Source organism: Embleya sp. NBC_00888 (assembly GCF_045207655.1).
Lineage (GTDB): Bacteria > Actinomycetota > Actinomycetes > Streptomycetales > Streptomycetaceae > Embleya.
In genome coordinates this window covers 2,516,762-2,530,823 of sequence record NZ_CP108785.1, presented here as the reverse complement: position 1 = coordinate 2,530,823, position 14,062 = coordinate 2,516,762, and the positions used below count along the sequence as shown (strand labels likewise).

Genomic DNA, 14,062 nt, shown 5'->3' with positions numbered 1-14,062 from the left:
CGGGTGCGCGCTCACCGGGCGGCGGCGCGGGCGGCGGGCGAGCGGGCCAGGTAAGCGACGGCCTGGCCGGTCGAGCCCTCCTGGGTGGGGTGGTAGCGCGGCTTGACGTAGCGCGCGGCGGACCGTGCGGCCCCGGTCAGTCCGGGCAACAGCCCCCGACGCGACGCCTGTACGTACGCACGCCAGGTCGGTTTGGCGCGACCCTCCAGTTCGGGATCGGTGAGCATCAGGAACCGCACACCGCGCACCCACAGCCAGGTCAGCACCGGTCCGGTGACCGCCATCGTGCGCATCCGGCGCAGGTAGCTCGGGTCCAGGTGGACCAGCAAGTCGTAGGCGACGCTGCGGTGTTCGACCTCCTCGGCGCCGTGCCAGCGCAGCAGGTCGAGCATCATCGGGTCCACCTCGGCCCGGTCCAGGCCGGGCGCGTTGAGGACCCAGTCGCCCAGGAACGCGGTGAAGTGCTCGATCGCGGCGACGATCGCCACGCGTTCGATCAGGTTCTCCCGGCCGGCCGCGCCGGTCGGGTCGTCCCGGCCGCCGAGCACCCGGTGGAAGAGCCACTCGACCTGGCGCACGAACGGCGTCGGGTCCAGGCCCTTGGCGAGCAGCAGGTCCAGCACGCCCTGGTGTGCCTCGGCGTGCACGGACTCCTGGCCGATGAAGCCGATCACGTCCTCGCGCAGCCGCTCGTCGGTGATCAGCGGCAGCGCCTCCCGGAAGGTGCGCACGAACCAGCGCTCACCCTCGGGGAGCAGCAGGTGCAGCACGTTCATCGTGTGCGTGGCCATGGGCTCCTGCGGCACCCAGTGCATCGGAAGACGCGACCAGTCGAAGTGCACGTCGCGCGGGTCGAGCGCCAGGTCGCGGTGTTCGTCGGCGCGAACGACCGGTCCCTGCGCCAGAGTTCGGGTCGAGCGCCGGGCGATCCGCGGGACCGTCGCGGCGGGTGGAACCGAGGACATGGCGGTGCTCCTTCGTCGGAAGGATTCTTGTTACCTCACAGTAGGGAGTGTTGAATAAAAGTCAATACCTTGCTCGGACGGCACTGCGGCCCGCGCTGCGGGGGTGCGTCGAAGGGCTTGGGCGCGATGTCGGTGGCGGGCCTGTCCGCGGGTACGCGGCCGGTCGGGCGCGTACGTCGGTGATGAGGGCGAGCGGCGGCACGATCGATGAAGAGGCACGCGACCGAGGGCCGTTCGGGACGGAGTTCCCCGACTCCGGCGAGGTCATCGCCGGTACTCTTGCCGTGGACGAGCGACATGGAGCGGAACCGCCCCCGCCGCGTCGCCGTCGACCCGTGCACACACCCTGTCGCGATCGAGACTAGGCGCCGTTTTGAATCAAAGTCAACGCCCCCGACCGCAGGGTCGCCGGACCCCGCCCGACTCCGAACGCTCGCAGGCGCGCCGAGCCGAACTCGTGGCCATCGGACGGCAGTTGTTCGCCAATACCTCCTACGACGCGCTGTCCGTGGACGAGATCGCGGCCCGCGCCAACGTGGCCAAGGGCCTGCTCTACTACTACTTCCGGAACAAGCGCGGCTACTACCTCGCGGTGATCGAGGACTCGGTCGCCGACCTGGTCGCCCGCGCCCGCAGCGACGCCGACCAGCCCGCGGCCGATCGGCTGCGCAACGTCCTGGACGGCTACCTGCGCTTCGCCCAGGGCAACGAGGCCGCCTACCGCACGGTGGTCAGCGGCGGGGTCGGCTTCGACACCGACGTGCTCACCATCCGCGAACGTGTCCGCGAGGAGATGCTCACCTCACTCGCCGAGGGCGCCTACGGTCGGTCCGACCTGTCGCCGATCGCGCGCGCCGCGCTGATCGGCTGGTTGTACTGCGTCGAGGGGGTCACCCTGGACTGGCTCGCCCGCCGGGAACCGGAGCGCGAGGTGGTACACCAGCTGCTGGTGATGCTGCTCCTGGACACGTTCGTCACCATCGCCCGCCTGGAACCGGCGTGGCAGCCCCCGGCGGCGGCCCTGGCCCTCCAGCGCGCGAGCGGGCCCCCGGAGTAGCCGACGGCGGGCACCCGTCGGGTCATCCCAGCGACGGACCCGTTCACCCTGGGGGCGCACAACCGGCGCTCCCGGGTTCGCCCCCACGGCGATCGTCGCGGGCCCGGCCGCCGGCTAGCGTTGAGGGCAGCTCGGGCACCCGCCCGGCGGCCCTCCACGCGGAGGCGCCCAAGCACCGGAGCCACGGAGACGGCAGCGATGATCAAAGCCGACGCACTCACCAAGCGCTACGGGCCCAAGACCGCCGTCGAGGGACTGACCTTCACCGTCCGCCCCGGCGTGGTCACCGGCTTCCTGGGCCCCAACGGCGCCGGCAAGTCCACCACGATGCGGATGATCCTGGGCCTGGACCACCCCACCTCCGGCACGGTCACCGTCAACGGCCGCCGCTACGCCGACCATCGCGCCCCGCTGCACGAGGTCGGTGCGCTGCTGGAGGCCAAGGCGGTGCACACCGGGCGCTCGGCGTACAACCACCTGCTGTCGATGGCCGCCACCACCGGCATCCCCACCCGCCGGGTGCGCGAGGTGATCGAGATGGTCGGCCTGGACGAGGTGGCCCGCAAGCGGGTCGGCGGCTTCTCGCTGGGCATGGGTCAGCGCCTGGGCATCGCCACCGCGCTGCTCGGCGATCCGGCCACGCTGGTGCTGGACGAGCCGGTCAACGGGCTGGACCCCGAGGGCGTGTTGTGGATCCGCACGCTGCTCAAGTCGCTGGCCGCCGAGGGCCGCACGGTCTTCCTGTCCTCGCACCTGATGAGCGAGATGGCGCTCACCGCCGAGCACCTGATCGTGGTCGGCCGGGGCCGGCTGATCGCCGACGTCTCGGTCGCCGAGTTCATCCACAACGCCGCGCCCGACCAGGTCCGGGTCCGGACACCCGACGCCGACCGGCTGCGCGCGCTGCTGTTCGGCCCGCGGGTGCGGATCAGCGGCCACGAGCGGGACGTCCTGGAGGTGTCCGGGGTGTCCAGCGACGACATCGGCCGGGTCGCCGCGGCACACGGCATCACCCTGTTCGAACTGGTCCCGCAACAGGCTTCACTGGAGGAGGCGTTCATGGAATCGACCCGGGACGCGGTCGAGTATCGGGTGGCCGCGGGCGGACCCGGCCCGACGCGGACGACCGGCACGGGCCGCCGCCGCAAGGACGAGGTGGCCTGATGTCGACCACCACGACCATCGCCGGCGACACCACCGGCGTCCCCCGATTCGTCTCCACGGCCGCCGGCCGCGGCCGGATCACCTTCGTGCGGGTGCTCCACGCCGAGTGGATCAAACTGCGCAGCCTGCGCTCGACCCTGTGGGTGCTGGCCACCGCCGTCTTCCTGGTGATCGCGCTGGGCCTGTTGGTCACCTCGGGCACGGTCGACCGCTGGCCGAACATGAGCACCGGCGAGCGGGAGCGATTCTCCGCACCCAACGCGAGCCTGACCGGGTTGTACCTGGCCCAACTGGCGATCGGCGTACTCGGTGTCCTGGTGGTCACCGGCGAGTACGCCACCGGCTCGATCCGGGCCACCATGTCCGCCGTACCGCATCGGCTTCCGGTGTTGTGGGCCAAGACCGCGGTGTTCGCGACGGTCACCTTCGTGCTGATGCTCGCCACCTGCCTGGTCGCGTTCGTGACCGGACAGGCGGTGCTGGCGAAGGAGCACATCGACGTCTCGCTCGGCGACTCGGGCGTGCCGCGCGTGGTCGTGGGTGTCGCGGTCTACCTCGCCGTCACCGGTGTCCTGGCGATCGGGATCGGCGCGATCGTGCGCAACGCCGCCGGCGGCATAGCGATCGTGTTCGGACTGCTGCTGGTCCTGCCCGAGGTGGTCCGCGCGCTGCCCTCCGACTGGCAGGAGCGCATCACCAAGTACCTGCCCAGCGAGGCCGGTCAGGCGCTCAGCCGGTGGCACCAGACGGAGGGCGTGCTGTCCCCGGGAGCGGGCATCACGGTGTTCGCGCTGTACGCGGTGGGCGCGCTCGCGGTGGCGGCGGTGCTGCTCGGGCGGCGCGACACGTGACCACGATTCCGGCACGGTTCGGCGGCGAGCACGCGCTCGCCGCCGTACCGGCACGGGTGGTGGCCTTCACCCGCCGGCATCCGATCCGGGCCGACGCCACGCTCTCGCTCGCCCTGCTGTTCCTCTTCGAGGCCGGCAACGTGCTGCGGCTGTCCCCGTGGGGGGCGATGGGGGTGGTGCTGACCCTGCCGCTCGCGCTGCGCCGCCGGGCCCCGGTCGCGGTGTTCGTGGTGATCTCGGCCGCGGCGCTGGGGCAGTGGTCGATCGACGCGAAGACGGGCGCGGACGCGAGCCTGCTGATCGCGCTGTACACCGTGGCCGCGACCTGTGACCGGCGGCGCACCCTGTACGCGCTCGCCGTGGTCGAGATCGGCATCGTGCTCGCCGTCGCCCGCTGGACCGTGGACGGGTACCGGTTCGGCGCGTTCGTCGGGCTCAGCGCGATGGCCGTCACGGCGGCGGTGCTCGGCGCCAACCTGCGCACCCGGCGGCGCTACCTGCTGGCCCTGGAAGAGCGCGCGCAACGTCTGGAACGTGACCAGGAACAGCAGGCCGAACTCGCGGTGGCGGCCGAACGCGCGCGGATCGCCCGCGAGATGCACGACATCGTCACGCACAACCTGTCGGTGATGGTGGCGCTCGCGGACGCCGCCACGATGACCGTGCACAGCAGACCGGACCGCTCGGCCGCCGCGATGGAGCAGGTCTCCGGCACGGGTCGGCAGGCGCTCACCGAGATGCGCCGCTTCCTGGGCGTGCTGCACGAGGACGAACCCGACGCCGCCCGGCACCCGCAGCCGGACCTGGCCCGGCTGGGCGCGTTGGCCGAACAGGTGCGCGCGGCGGGACTGCCGACCACGCTCACCGTGCAGGGCGACACCCGCGACGTGCCGGCGGGCGCGCAACTGGCGGTGTACCGGCTCGCCCAGGAGGCGCTGACCAACACCCTCAAGCACGCCCAGCCCGGCGCGAACGCGCGCATCCGGGTTCGGAGTTCGCCCGAGCGGCTGGAGCTGAGCGTGGTCGACGACGGCCGCCCCCGCGCGCGCGACGTCGGCGACGGGGAGGAACCGCGCGGCGGGCGGGGACTGGCCGGCATGCGGGAACGAGCCGCCGTCTACGGTGGCGATGTGGAGGCCGGGCCGTTGCCCGGGGGCGGCTGGCGAGTGTCGGCGCTGTTGCACCTGAACGATCCGGGAGGATCCTGACGTGGCCATCGACGTACTGGTGGTGGACGACCAGCCGCTGCTGCGGATGGCGTTCACGATGGTTCTGGACGCCCAGGACGACATGACCCTGGCCGGCGAGGCCGACTGCGGCGAGGACGCGGTCCGGCTGGCCGAGTCGGTGCGCCCGGACGTGGTGTTGATGGACGTGCGCATGCCCGGCATGGACGGCATCGAGGCGACCCGGCTGATCACCGAGCGTTGCCCCGCGACCAAGGTGCTCATCCTGACCACGTTCGACCTGGACGAGTACGCCTTCGCCGGACTGCGCGCGGGCGCCTCCGGGTTCCTGCTCAAGAACGCGCTGCCCGCCGAACTGCTGGGCGCGATCCGCTCGGTGGCGGCGGGCGACGCGGTGGTCGCGCCCCGCGTCACCCGCCGCCTGTTGGAGACGTTCGCGCACCGGCTGCCGCAGCACGATCTCGCGCCCGGCGCCGAGGATCCCCGGCTGGCGCAGTTGACCGAGCGCGAACGCGGGGTGCTGATCGAGGTCGCCCGCGGCCTGTCCAACGCGGAGATCGCCGCCCGACTGCATCTGTCGGACGCCACGATCAAGACCCATGTGAGCCGGGTGCTGGCCAAACTCGGCGTCCGCGACCGCGTGCAGGCGGTGGTGGTCGCGTACGAGAGCCGCCTGGTGCAACCGCTGTGAGATCCGGCGCCGCGCGGGTCGGGCACGTCCCGCGCGGCGCCGGCGATCCACTAGTGCAGCGTGCCGCCGGTGGCCGGCATCTCGGCCGGTGCCGGCGAACCGCCCTCGCCCCCGGTGAACGGTCGGATCCGTGCGATCGACGCGAGGTCGCGCACCTCGTCGGCGACGGTCGGCCACAGGGCGGCGGGCAGGTCGTGGCCGACGCCCGGAAAGGTCACCAGGCGGGCGCCCGGCACCGTGTGCGCGGTGACCCTGGCCGCGTGCACGCGCAGCAGCGGATCCTGTTCGCCGTGCAGGACCAGCGTCGGCCGGCGCAACTCGCGCAGCTTCGGGCCGTGCCACTGGGCGCCGATCTGCCGGCTCTGCGCCTTCTTGTCGCGCGGGCCGCTGTCCACGTCGGCCTCGACCCACGCGCGGGCCGCGTCCTCGTCGAACGGGTAACCGGGCGAGGCGATGCCGCGCCACACGGTGAGCGCGGCCTCGATGTCGCCCTCGCGTCCCGGTGGGAACTTCGCCCGGGCGAGCCGGGCGAGCAGACCCGGGCGCAGGTAACGCAACACGCGCAGGCCGGACACGTCGCTGGGCAGCGCGGCCGAGGAGGTGACGCCGAGCACCCGATCCGGGTGCCGCAGTGCGATCCGCTGCGCGATCACCCCGCCCAGCGAGTGGCCGAACACGTGCGCGCGCTGCCAGCCGAGGGCGTCCAGTACGGCGACGGCGTCGTCGACCATGTCCTCGGACGTGTAGGCCTCGCCGCGCCTGCCGAACAGCGCCCGGAACGGATTGCCGGTGGCGGTCTCCGGCAGTCGGGTGGATTCGCCGGCGTCGCGCTGGTCGTAGCGGGCGACGGCGAAACCGGCCGCGGCGAACGCCTCGCACAGCCCGGCCGGCCACCAGAACCGGGCCGTGGCCAGGCCCATGATCAGCAACAACGGTTCGCCCTGCGTGCCTTCGAGCCGGTCGTAGGCCACCTCCACCGCGCCGTTGCGGGCGTGACGAGTCGGCGTCCACTGCAGGTCGGGCATGGCGATTCCCTTCGACGTGCTTACTGCGATCAATGTTCGCAGTTTCTGTTCACTAAGCTACTGCATACGTCGTTCGCAGAAAAGGGGAGTCCGTGACCGAGCAGTCCGCGCGCAGCATCTGGCTACGCCCCGAGCGCGCCGCCCGCGGTCCGGCGCCGGAGTACGACCGGGACCGGATCGCCTCGGCCGGCGTCGCCCTGGCCGATGCGGAAGGGCTCGCGGCGGTCACGATGCGCGCGGTGGCGCTCGCCCTGGGCGCGGGCCCGGCGTCCCTCTACCGGTACGTGGCCACGCGCGACGAACTCCTGGAGTTGATGACCGACCGGGTCAACGGCGAGATCTCCTACGCCGGACTCGGCGGCGGGCACTGGCTCGACGACCTGCTCGCGCTGGCCCGGGAGAGCCGGCGCGTGCACCTCGCCCACCCGTGGCTGTCGGAGGCCGGTGCGTCGCGGACGTCGATGGGACCGCACGCGGTCGACTACCTGGACCACGCCATGGCCGCACTCGCCGATCTCCCGGTCGGCCCTCGGGTCAAGCTGGAGGCCGTCGGCATCCTCAACGCCGTCGTCGCCGCGCTGACCCGCGCCGAGATCGAACAACGCCTGGCCGGGAAGACCATGGCGCAGTGGCAGCGGGCCCAGGCCGAATACCTCGCCCACGTGGTCGGGGCGGGCCGCCACCCGCACCTGTCCGCCGTGCTGACCGGGACGCCTCCCGGCGCGGACGAGGAGCCGGCGGAACCGCTCTTCGAGCGGCTGGTCACCCGAGTCCTGATCGGCCTCCTGCACCCCGAGGACACCGGCCGGGCCGGGACATCGACGCGTGCGAGCGGGCGCGGATAGCATCGCAGCGCTGTGCCGCCGCATCCGCGCGCGCCGCTCCCGGGTCGGGACGACGCCGAGCCACGGAGAACGCCCATGCCCGAGATCTTCGCCGACCTGTCCACGCCGCTGGTGGCCGACGCGTGCGTGCGCCACGGCGTACCGCTGCGCGTGGCGCCACCGGGCATCGGCGCGGTCGCGCCCGGACACCGCGTCGCCGGGCGGGTGTTGCCGGTTCGGCACTACGGCAGCGTGGACGTGTTCCTGGAGGCGTTCGGCGGGGCCGAGCCGGGCGACGTGCTGGTGATCGACAACGGCGGCCGCTCGGACGAGGCGTGCGTCGGCGACCTCGCGGTCCTGGAGGCCGAGACGGCGGGGGTGGCGGCCCTGGTGGTGTGGGGGCTGCATCGCGATACGCCGGAACTGGTGGAGATCGGCCTGCCGGTGTTCAGCTACGGCGCCTTCCCGCCCGGACCGGTGCGGTTGGACGAGCGTGAACCCGAGGCGCTGAGCACGGCCCGGTTCGGGACGCACCTGGTGAGCACCGACGACCTGGTGTTCGGCGACGAGGACGGCGTGCTGTTCGTCGCCGCCGATCGGGCCGACGAGGTGCTCGCGACGGCCCATCGGATCCGCGACACCGAGCGCGAACAGGCCCGCCGGATCCGGGCCGGCGAGACACTGCGCCGACAGACGACCTTCGACGACTATCTGGCCCGCCGCGCGGTCGACCCGTCGTACACGTTCCGGCAACACCTGCGCCGCACGGGTGGGGCGATCGAGGAGTAGGCCGTCGGGCGTGCGGCGGGGCGCCCGGGGTCGACAGGCGCGGCGCGCGCCCACCGGCGGGATCCGGTGATCTCGACCGCGGACGCGCACACCGTCGCGCCGAACTCACGGCGCGTGGTGCGGTTCCGGCGGGTCGGTCGCCCTGGCGAGCGCCAAGACCAGCGCGTCGTCGGTGAGCCCCAGGAGACCGACATGCCGCATCAGGTCGTCGCCCAGCCGTTCCACCGCGGCCACCGGATCGGCGTCCTCCAGACGTCCCTCGCCGAACAGTGCCCGGATCCGCGCGACCAGCGGATAGTGCCCGCCCGTCGCGTCGCGCGCGTCCGCGAACCCGTCGGTCATCAAGAGCAGCAGATCGCCCTCGTGAAACGGCACCACCCACACGGGGGGCGGCTCCGGCTCCAGGTCGCCCAGGCCCAACGGCAGACCGGGATCGGGGGGTTCGAGCACATGCACACTGCCGTCCGCGCGGATCGTCACCGGCTCCTCGTGGCCGCGGTGGGCGAAGGCCACCCGATCGGGACGGACCTCGACCAGGAGCGCGGTGACGAACCGGTCCGCGGGCGCGTTCCTGGTCACGCTGACGTCGATGCGGCGGGCCACCGTGCTCAGTTCGGGTTCGTCGTAGGCGGCTTCGCGAAACGCGCCGATCGTGATCGCGGCCGTCCGGACCGCCCCCAGGCCCTTGCCGAGCACATCGCCGATGATCAGCCGCACCCCGAACGGCGTGTCCAGCGCGATGTAGAGGTCGCCGCCGAGTTCGGCCTCCTCGGCCACCGCGAAATAGCGCACCGCCAGGCGCAGACCGCCCAGGTTGTCGCTCGGCGGCAGCAGGATCGCGCGCTGCGCGGCGACGGCCACCTCGGAGACGGCGACCAGGGCTCGCTCGTGGCGGATCCGGGCGGCGGACAGGTACATGGCCAGCGCGGTCGCCATGGCGTACATCCACGTACTGACCTCGAAGAGGTCGCTGTACTCCGGACCGAGGTACCCGTCGTTGGCGGCCAACCAGTAGCGCAACGGCAGCGAGACGCCGCCGATGACCAGGATCGCCACCGGCGGCGCGGTGGCGGCGGCGAGGGTCGGCGCGAGGAGCAGGAACGGGTAGTAGACCGTCGAGGTTCCGGTGGCCAGGTCCACCACCGTGACCACGACGAGAATTCCCACGGGCAGGGCGACCTGCCGGAGCAGCGACCGGGTCGCCGACCCGGCCACCCGCGGCGGTGCCAGGCTGTTCATCGTTGCGTCCATGATCGCCGGCGAGGTGGCGCCGTGTCGCCGCGCAGCGCCCGCCGAACAGGTGAAGCAGCCCGAACGGACGCGACGGACGGCGCGCGCCCGAACGGACCCGGTGTCCGGTCCGCGAGCGCCGGGCCCGGCGCCGCGACCGGAACGGCGCACCGGCTCCCGGGCGCGGCGTCGGGACGCCCGCGAACTACCCGGCCTGCGGTTCGCTCCGGATGATGGCGAAGGGGGCGCCGAACGGGTCGGCCAGCCACGCGAGGCGGCCCACCTGCGGGACGTCGGCGGCGGGCATGAGCACCGTTCCGCCGTGCTGCCGCGCCTTGGCGACGATGTCGTCGGCGTCGGCGACCTCGAAGTAGGCGATCCAGTGCGGGTCCTGGCCGTTCGAGTCCGGAACGACGCCACCGAAGGAGGCGTCCTGCTGCTCGCCCTCGGCCGTGGACAGCACGGTGTACGTCATCCCGGGCATCTCGAAGTCCTGTGCACGCCAGCCGAACAGCCCGCCGTAGAAGGAGGTCGCCACGCCGAGCTCGACGCCGTGCAGTTCGACCCACGACAGCGAGTTCGGCTTGCCCACCAGCTCCGAGCCCTGGAACGCGCCGGATTGCCAGATGGCGAACTCGGCGCCGGCCGGGTCGGTGAGCGGCGACATCCGACCCATCTCCATGACGTCGAACGGCTCCACCCGGACCGTGCCGCCGGCCTGCTTCGCGGCCCGGGCGGTGGCGTCGGCGTCGGGCGTCTTGAAGTAGACGGTCCAGGCGGACGAGGCGCCCTCCTCGGTGAGCGGGCCGATCCCGCCGATGGTCTTGCCGTCCTGCGTGAACAGGCCGTAGCCGCCGGCGTCGGGTCCGGCGGACTGGAAGTCCCAGCCGAGGACGGCGGTGTAGAAGGCGGCCGCCGCGCTGGTGTCGGGGCTGCCGAGGTCGAGCCAGTTCGGCGCGCCGGTCACGTAGTCGGTGCTGAGCATGTCGCTCCTTCATCGGACCATCGGACCCGTTTCGGCCCGATTGACACGTGTGGTTCGGATGTGTCAAGTCTGGTCCGGAAGCCGGTGCGAGGCTCGCGAACGCGCGGGTCCGGGAAGGGCGGATTCGCCGTGCTGCGCCGAAGGAGTGAGCGAGCCGACGCTCGTCATCCCACGGACACGCCGGCGAAGATCTCCTTGAGCACGCGGTCGTTGCCGGCCGGATCGCCGTCCGCCTCGGTTCCGGGCGCCGGCGCGTGCTCGGTGATGCCGAGTCCGGCGAGCGCGAACGCGTCGGTCAGCGCGCACAGCGCCGCGCGCAGCCGCGCGGGCGACAGGCCCTCGGGCTCCGGGAAGGACAGCGCGGTGAACTGTTCGGGATCCAGGACGTCGAGATCGATGTGGATGTAGACGTGCGTGGCCCCGGTCTCGGCCACGGCGGCGACCAGTGCGCTCGGCTCGTCGAGGCGGTCGACGGACACCCGGCGGATCCGCGCGGAGTCGATGAACCGCTGCTCGGCGGGATCGATGGACCGCACACCGGCGAGCACGAGCCGCTCGGCGGAGAGCCGTTGTCCGGGCGGAGGAAGCAGGGCGGCGGGCCCCTGGCCGAGCACGGTGCGCAGCACCATGCCGTGGAAGCCGCCGGAGGGCGAGGTGTCGGGGGTGTTCAGGTCCGGATGGGCGTCGAACCACACCACCGCCAGGCGATCGCCGTGCCGGCCCACGGCGTGGGCGATCGGGGCGAGTTCGACACCGCAGTCGCCGCCCACGGTGAACAGGGCCGCCTCGCCCCACCCTTCCAGCGCCTGCCTGCTCGCGGCCAACGTGCGGGCCAGCACGTCGAGTTGCCGCACGCCGTCCCGATCGGGCGCCGGGTTCGGGTCGACGCTCACGAAGGTGCGTCGTACGGCGGGCAGCAGCGCGCTCAACCAGTGGGCTCCCGCGACGAGGCGGCGCGCGTCGACGGCGCTCGAACCCTGCCATTGCGGGACCACCAGCATGTGTTCGAGCGGTAGCGCCGAATAGATATGCTCCATGCGGCATATAGTTGCAGGGTGGTCGTGGCCTGTCCAGGGATTTGTCCGATGTGGGCCGGGTGAACGCGCCGGCCGTCCCGTGCGGATCTCGGGCCCCGGGTGTGCGGTTCAGGGGATGACGGTGACCGGCCAGCGGGCCGAGCGGACCAGGCGGATGGCCAGGGAGCCGATCAGGCGGTGGCCGAAGCGTTCGGAGGCACCGACCACGACCGCGTCGGCGCGTACCTCGTCGGCGACCTTGGCGATCTCGTGCGCGACGTCGCCGCGTGCCTCGACGAAGCGGTGCCGTACCCGCAGTTCGGCGGCCCGTCGGGCGATGTAGTCCGCGATGTCGCGCATCGTGTCCTCGTGCGCGTGCTCCATCACCTCGGCGCCCTCGGGCGTGGTGGCGGCGAGCCCGAGCGGCGCGCGTACGTAGACGCCGACCAGTTCCGCGCCGCCGCGTCGGGCCTGGCCCAGTGCGTAGTCGGCGGCGCGGAGGGAGGTTCGGGAGCCGTCCACGCCGACCAGTACGGCACGGGGCCCGTCCGTACCGAGCTCGAACGCCGGCGGCGGCGCGGGGCTGGTCACCGGTGATCCTCCTCGGGAGGCGTGGGCACGGGCGGGCCGGGCGCGGCTGCCGGGTGGCCGACTCGCTAGTCGGAGTCGCCGGCCTTGCGGTGCTCGACCACCGAGTCCGGACCCGGCGACATGATCGTTTCGTGCCCGTTGGCGGCCCGCACCCGAAACGGAGGCGTGCCGTCGGGGCCCAGGACCTCGATGATCTCCACGAAGTGGTCTTCCTGGCCGACGACTCGGCCGTGGATGAGAAGGCGATCACCCTTGGTGGCGTGCATGTCGACTGGCTCCTCTGGGGTGGATGGCATGCGGTGGGACAGCGGAATACTCAGATGGTAACAGGATGATCACTGTGGGTGAGTAGCGCTCGGCCGCGGGTCCCCGTCGACGGCTGGAGTCCCGGCTCGATCTCTCCTACAGTGCGTAGGAGTTGCTCGGCCGGGTGAGGGGACGTGTGCGATGGCGCGGTTTGCGGGCGGCGGGCCGGTTACCCCGGCGGACCGGGGGCACCCGGCGCCGATCCAGGGCGGGGCGGTGTTCGACGCGGTCCCCGCCGAGGTGCCCCGGGCCCGGCGCGTGCTGGTCGCGGCCCTGCGCCGGTGGCACGTGCACGAGGACGACGTGCACAGCGCACAACTGGTCGCGTGCGAGCTGCTGAGCAACGCGGTCCGCTACGGCAGCGGGCCGACGATGGACCTGGACGTGCGGATGGACGATGCGCACATACACCTGGCGGTGCGCAACCGGCATGCCCGACCCAGGCGCCTGGCGCGGTCCAACGGATCGGTCACGCCGATCGGGTGGCCCGAACCGGCCGAGGCGCCGGAGCCGAGCGAGTCGGTGTGGGGCAGCGAGTGCGGCCGAGGTCTGCGCCTGGTCGAGGCGTTGGCCGTGGAGTGGGGGAGTAGGCCGCTGGCGGGAGAGCTGCTGGTGTGGGCGACCATCGCGCGTGTCGACGGCGCGCGGTCGACCTGACCGAGCACGCGGTCGGCGGCGACGCGGGTTCGCGCCCCTTCGGGTGACCGCCCGCCACGCGGGTTCACGTTCGCCCGAATGCCCGGGGCGCGGGGCGGGCCCGCTCGGGTGACGGTCTGCGGCGCGTTCGGCCGTCGGTGCGCGAACGCGGCGGATGGGGGCACGTGCCGCTGATGTGACACCGGACCGGGGCGGTGCCGAAGTGCGCGGTGCCGATCAGGGCCGCGCTCGGCGTCGGCCCGTCGTGATCGACGTGCCCGACGGCGCGGCCCGGACGGCGAATGTGCTCATCGCCCGCCGCGCTCGTGCTCGATCCGGCGGGCGAGTTCGCGCAGGTCCTCCAGCTCCGATACCTCCAGTCCGCCGACGAGTTGGGCGAGGGCCACCCGTCGGGCCGGCGCGGACGCCGCGGCGAGCGCCGAACTCACCGAGGAGGAGACGTAGTCGGCCTCGGTCACGGTCGGCCGGTACACGAACGCCTGCCCCTCCCGGGCCCTGGCCAACAGGCCGCGCTCGGCCAGCCGATTGCACACGGTCTGCACGGTCGTGTAGGCGCCACGCGAGGGCTCGGCCAACTCGGCGCGGATGCGCTCGACGGTACCGGCCTCGATCCGCCACAACACGGACATGATCTCCGCCTGCAACTCCCCTTGCACCCGGGGCGACTCGTCCACCGCGTCCCTCCGTCCTCCGTGTCCGGGGATACCCGGCTCCCGGTCGGCTG

Annotated in this window: 16 protein-coding genes; 8 read left to right on the top strand and 8 right to left on the bottom strand. The window is 72.8% G+C overall.

Features of this window, described 5'->3' with window-relative positions; genetic code table 11:
• Positions 1-11: 11 nt before the first annotated feature.
• Positions 12-965: a metal-dependent hydrolase gene (locus tag OG948_RS45380; RefSeq protein ID WP_331770863.1), complete on the bottom strand. Its 954-nt coding sequence runs from the start codon at positions 963-965 to the stop codon at positions 12-14.
• 373 nt (positions 966-1,338) lie between these two features.
• Between OG948_RS45380 and OG948_RS45375 the strand changes: the two genes are divergently transcribed.
• The 5 genes from OG948_RS45375 to OG948_RS45355 all read left to right on the top strand — a co-directional run bounded on the left by OG948_RS45375 (position 1,339) and on the right by OG948_RS45355 (position 5,915).
• A complete protein-coding gene (locus OG948_RS45375) occupies positions 1,339-2,022 on the top strand; it encodes a TetR/AcrR family transcriptional regulator (RefSeq protein ID WP_406300627.1) in 684 nt (227 codons plus the stop codon).
• 198 nt (positions 2,023-2,220) lie between these two features.
• Entirely contained in the window at positions 2,221-3,186 is a 966-nt protein-coding gene (locus OG948_RS45370; protein ID WP_331770861.1) for an ATP-binding cassette domain-containing protein, read from the top strand.
• Entirely contained in the window at positions 3,186-4,037 is an 852-nt protein-coding gene (locus OG948_RS45365; protein WP_331770860.1) for an ABC transporter permease, read from the top strand. Before OG948_RS45370 ends, OG948_RS45365 begins: the two co-directional genes overlap by 1 nt.
• Positions 4,034-5,245, top strand: a complete 1,212-nt coding sequence (locus OG948_RS45360; RefSeq protein ID WP_331770859.1) for a histidine kinase — start codon at positions 4,034-4,036, stop codon at positions 5,243-5,245. Before OG948_RS45365 ends, OG948_RS45360 begins: the two co-directional genes overlap by 4 nt.
• A 1-nt stretch (position 5,246) precedes the next feature.
• On the top strand, positions 5,247-5,915 hold the full coding sequence (locus tag OG948_RS45355; RefSeq protein WP_331770858.1) for a response regulator transcription factor: 669 nt from the start codon (positions 5,247-5,249) through the stop codon (positions 5,913-5,915).
• Positions 5,916-5,965: 50 nt separating this feature from the next.
• Here the strand turns inward: OG948_RS45355 and OG948_RS45350 are convergent, their stop codons facing one another.
• Positions 5,966-6,931, bottom strand: a complete 966-nt coding sequence (locus OG948_RS45350; protein ID WP_331773516.1) for an alpha/beta hydrolase — start codon at positions 6,929-6,931, stop codon at positions 5,966-5,968.
• A 101-nt stretch (positions 6,932-7,032) separates the two neighbouring features.
• On the opposite strand from OG948_RS45350, the gene OG948_RS45345 reads away from it, so the two are divergent.
• Together OG948_RS45345 and OG948_RS45340 are read left to right on the top strand one after the other, a co-directional pair.
• Complete coding sequence (locus OG948_RS45345) at positions 7,033-7,785, top strand: TetR/AcrR family transcriptional regulator (protein ID WP_331770857.1); 753 nt, start codon at positions 7,033-7,035, stop codon at positions 7,783-7,785.
• A 75-nt stretch (positions 7,786-7,860) separates the two neighbouring features.
• The gene (locus tag OG948_RS45340) at positions 7,861-8,553 is read left to right on the top strand and encodes an RraA family protein (protein WP_331770856.1); all 693 of its coding nucleotides are present in this window, start codon (positions 7,861-7,863) and stop codon (positions 8,551-8,553) included.
• Positions 8,554-8,658: 105 nt separating this feature from the next.
• Here the strand turns inward: OG948_RS45340 and OG948_RS45335 are convergent, their stop codons facing one another.
• The 5 genes from OG948_RS45335 to OG948_RS45315 all read right to left on the bottom strand — a co-directional run bounded on the left by OG948_RS45335 (position 8,659) and on the right by OG948_RS45315 (position 12,641).
• Positions 8,659-9,792: a PP2C family protein-serine/threonine phosphatase gene (locus OG948_RS45335; RefSeq protein ID WP_331770855.1), complete on the bottom strand. Its 1,134-nt coding sequence runs from the start codon at positions 9,790-9,792 to the stop codon at positions 8,659-8,661.
• Between the two features lie 196 nt (positions 9,793-9,988).
• Complete coding sequence (locus OG948_RS45330; RefSeq protein WP_331770854.1) at positions 9,989-10,768, bottom strand: VOC family protein; 780 nt, start codon at positions 10,766-10,768, stop codon at positions 9,989-9,991.
• A 164-nt stretch (positions 10,769-10,932) separates the two neighbouring features.
• Positions 10,933-11,805, bottom strand: coding sequence for an arginase family protein (locus OG948_RS45325; protein WP_331770853.1), 873 nt, complete (start codon positions 11,803-11,805; stop codon positions 10,933-10,935).
• Between the two features lie 108 nt (positions 11,806-11,913).
• A complete protein-coding gene (locus OG948_RS45320) occupies positions 11,914-12,375 on the bottom strand; it encodes a universal stress protein (RefSeq protein ID WP_331770852.1) in 462 nt (153 codons plus the stop codon).
• Between the two features lie 65 nt (positions 12,376-12,440).
• On the bottom strand, positions 12,441-12,641 hold the full coding sequence (locus tag OG948_RS45315; RefSeq protein WP_331770851.1) for a DUF1918 domain-containing protein: 201 nt from the start codon (positions 12,639-12,641) through the stop codon (positions 12,441-12,443).
• 181 nt (positions 12,642-12,822) lie between these two features.
• Between OG948_RS45315 and OG948_RS45310 the strand changes: the two genes are divergently transcribed.
• Complete coding sequence (locus OG948_RS45310; RefSeq protein WP_331770850.1) at positions 12,823-13,338, top strand: ATP-binding protein; 516 nt, start codon at positions 12,823-12,825, stop codon at positions 13,336-13,338.
• A gap of 287 nt (positions 13,339-13,625) precedes the next feature.
• Here the strand turns inward: OG948_RS45310 and OG948_RS45305 are convergent, their stop codons facing one another.
• Positions 13,626-14,012: a BlaI/MecI/CopY family transcriptional regulator gene (locus OG948_RS45305; RefSeq protein WP_331770849.1), complete on the bottom strand. Its 387-nt coding sequence runs from the start codon at positions 14,010-14,012 to the stop codon at positions 13,626-13,628.
• Positions 14,013-14,062 lie beyond the last annotated feature (50 nt).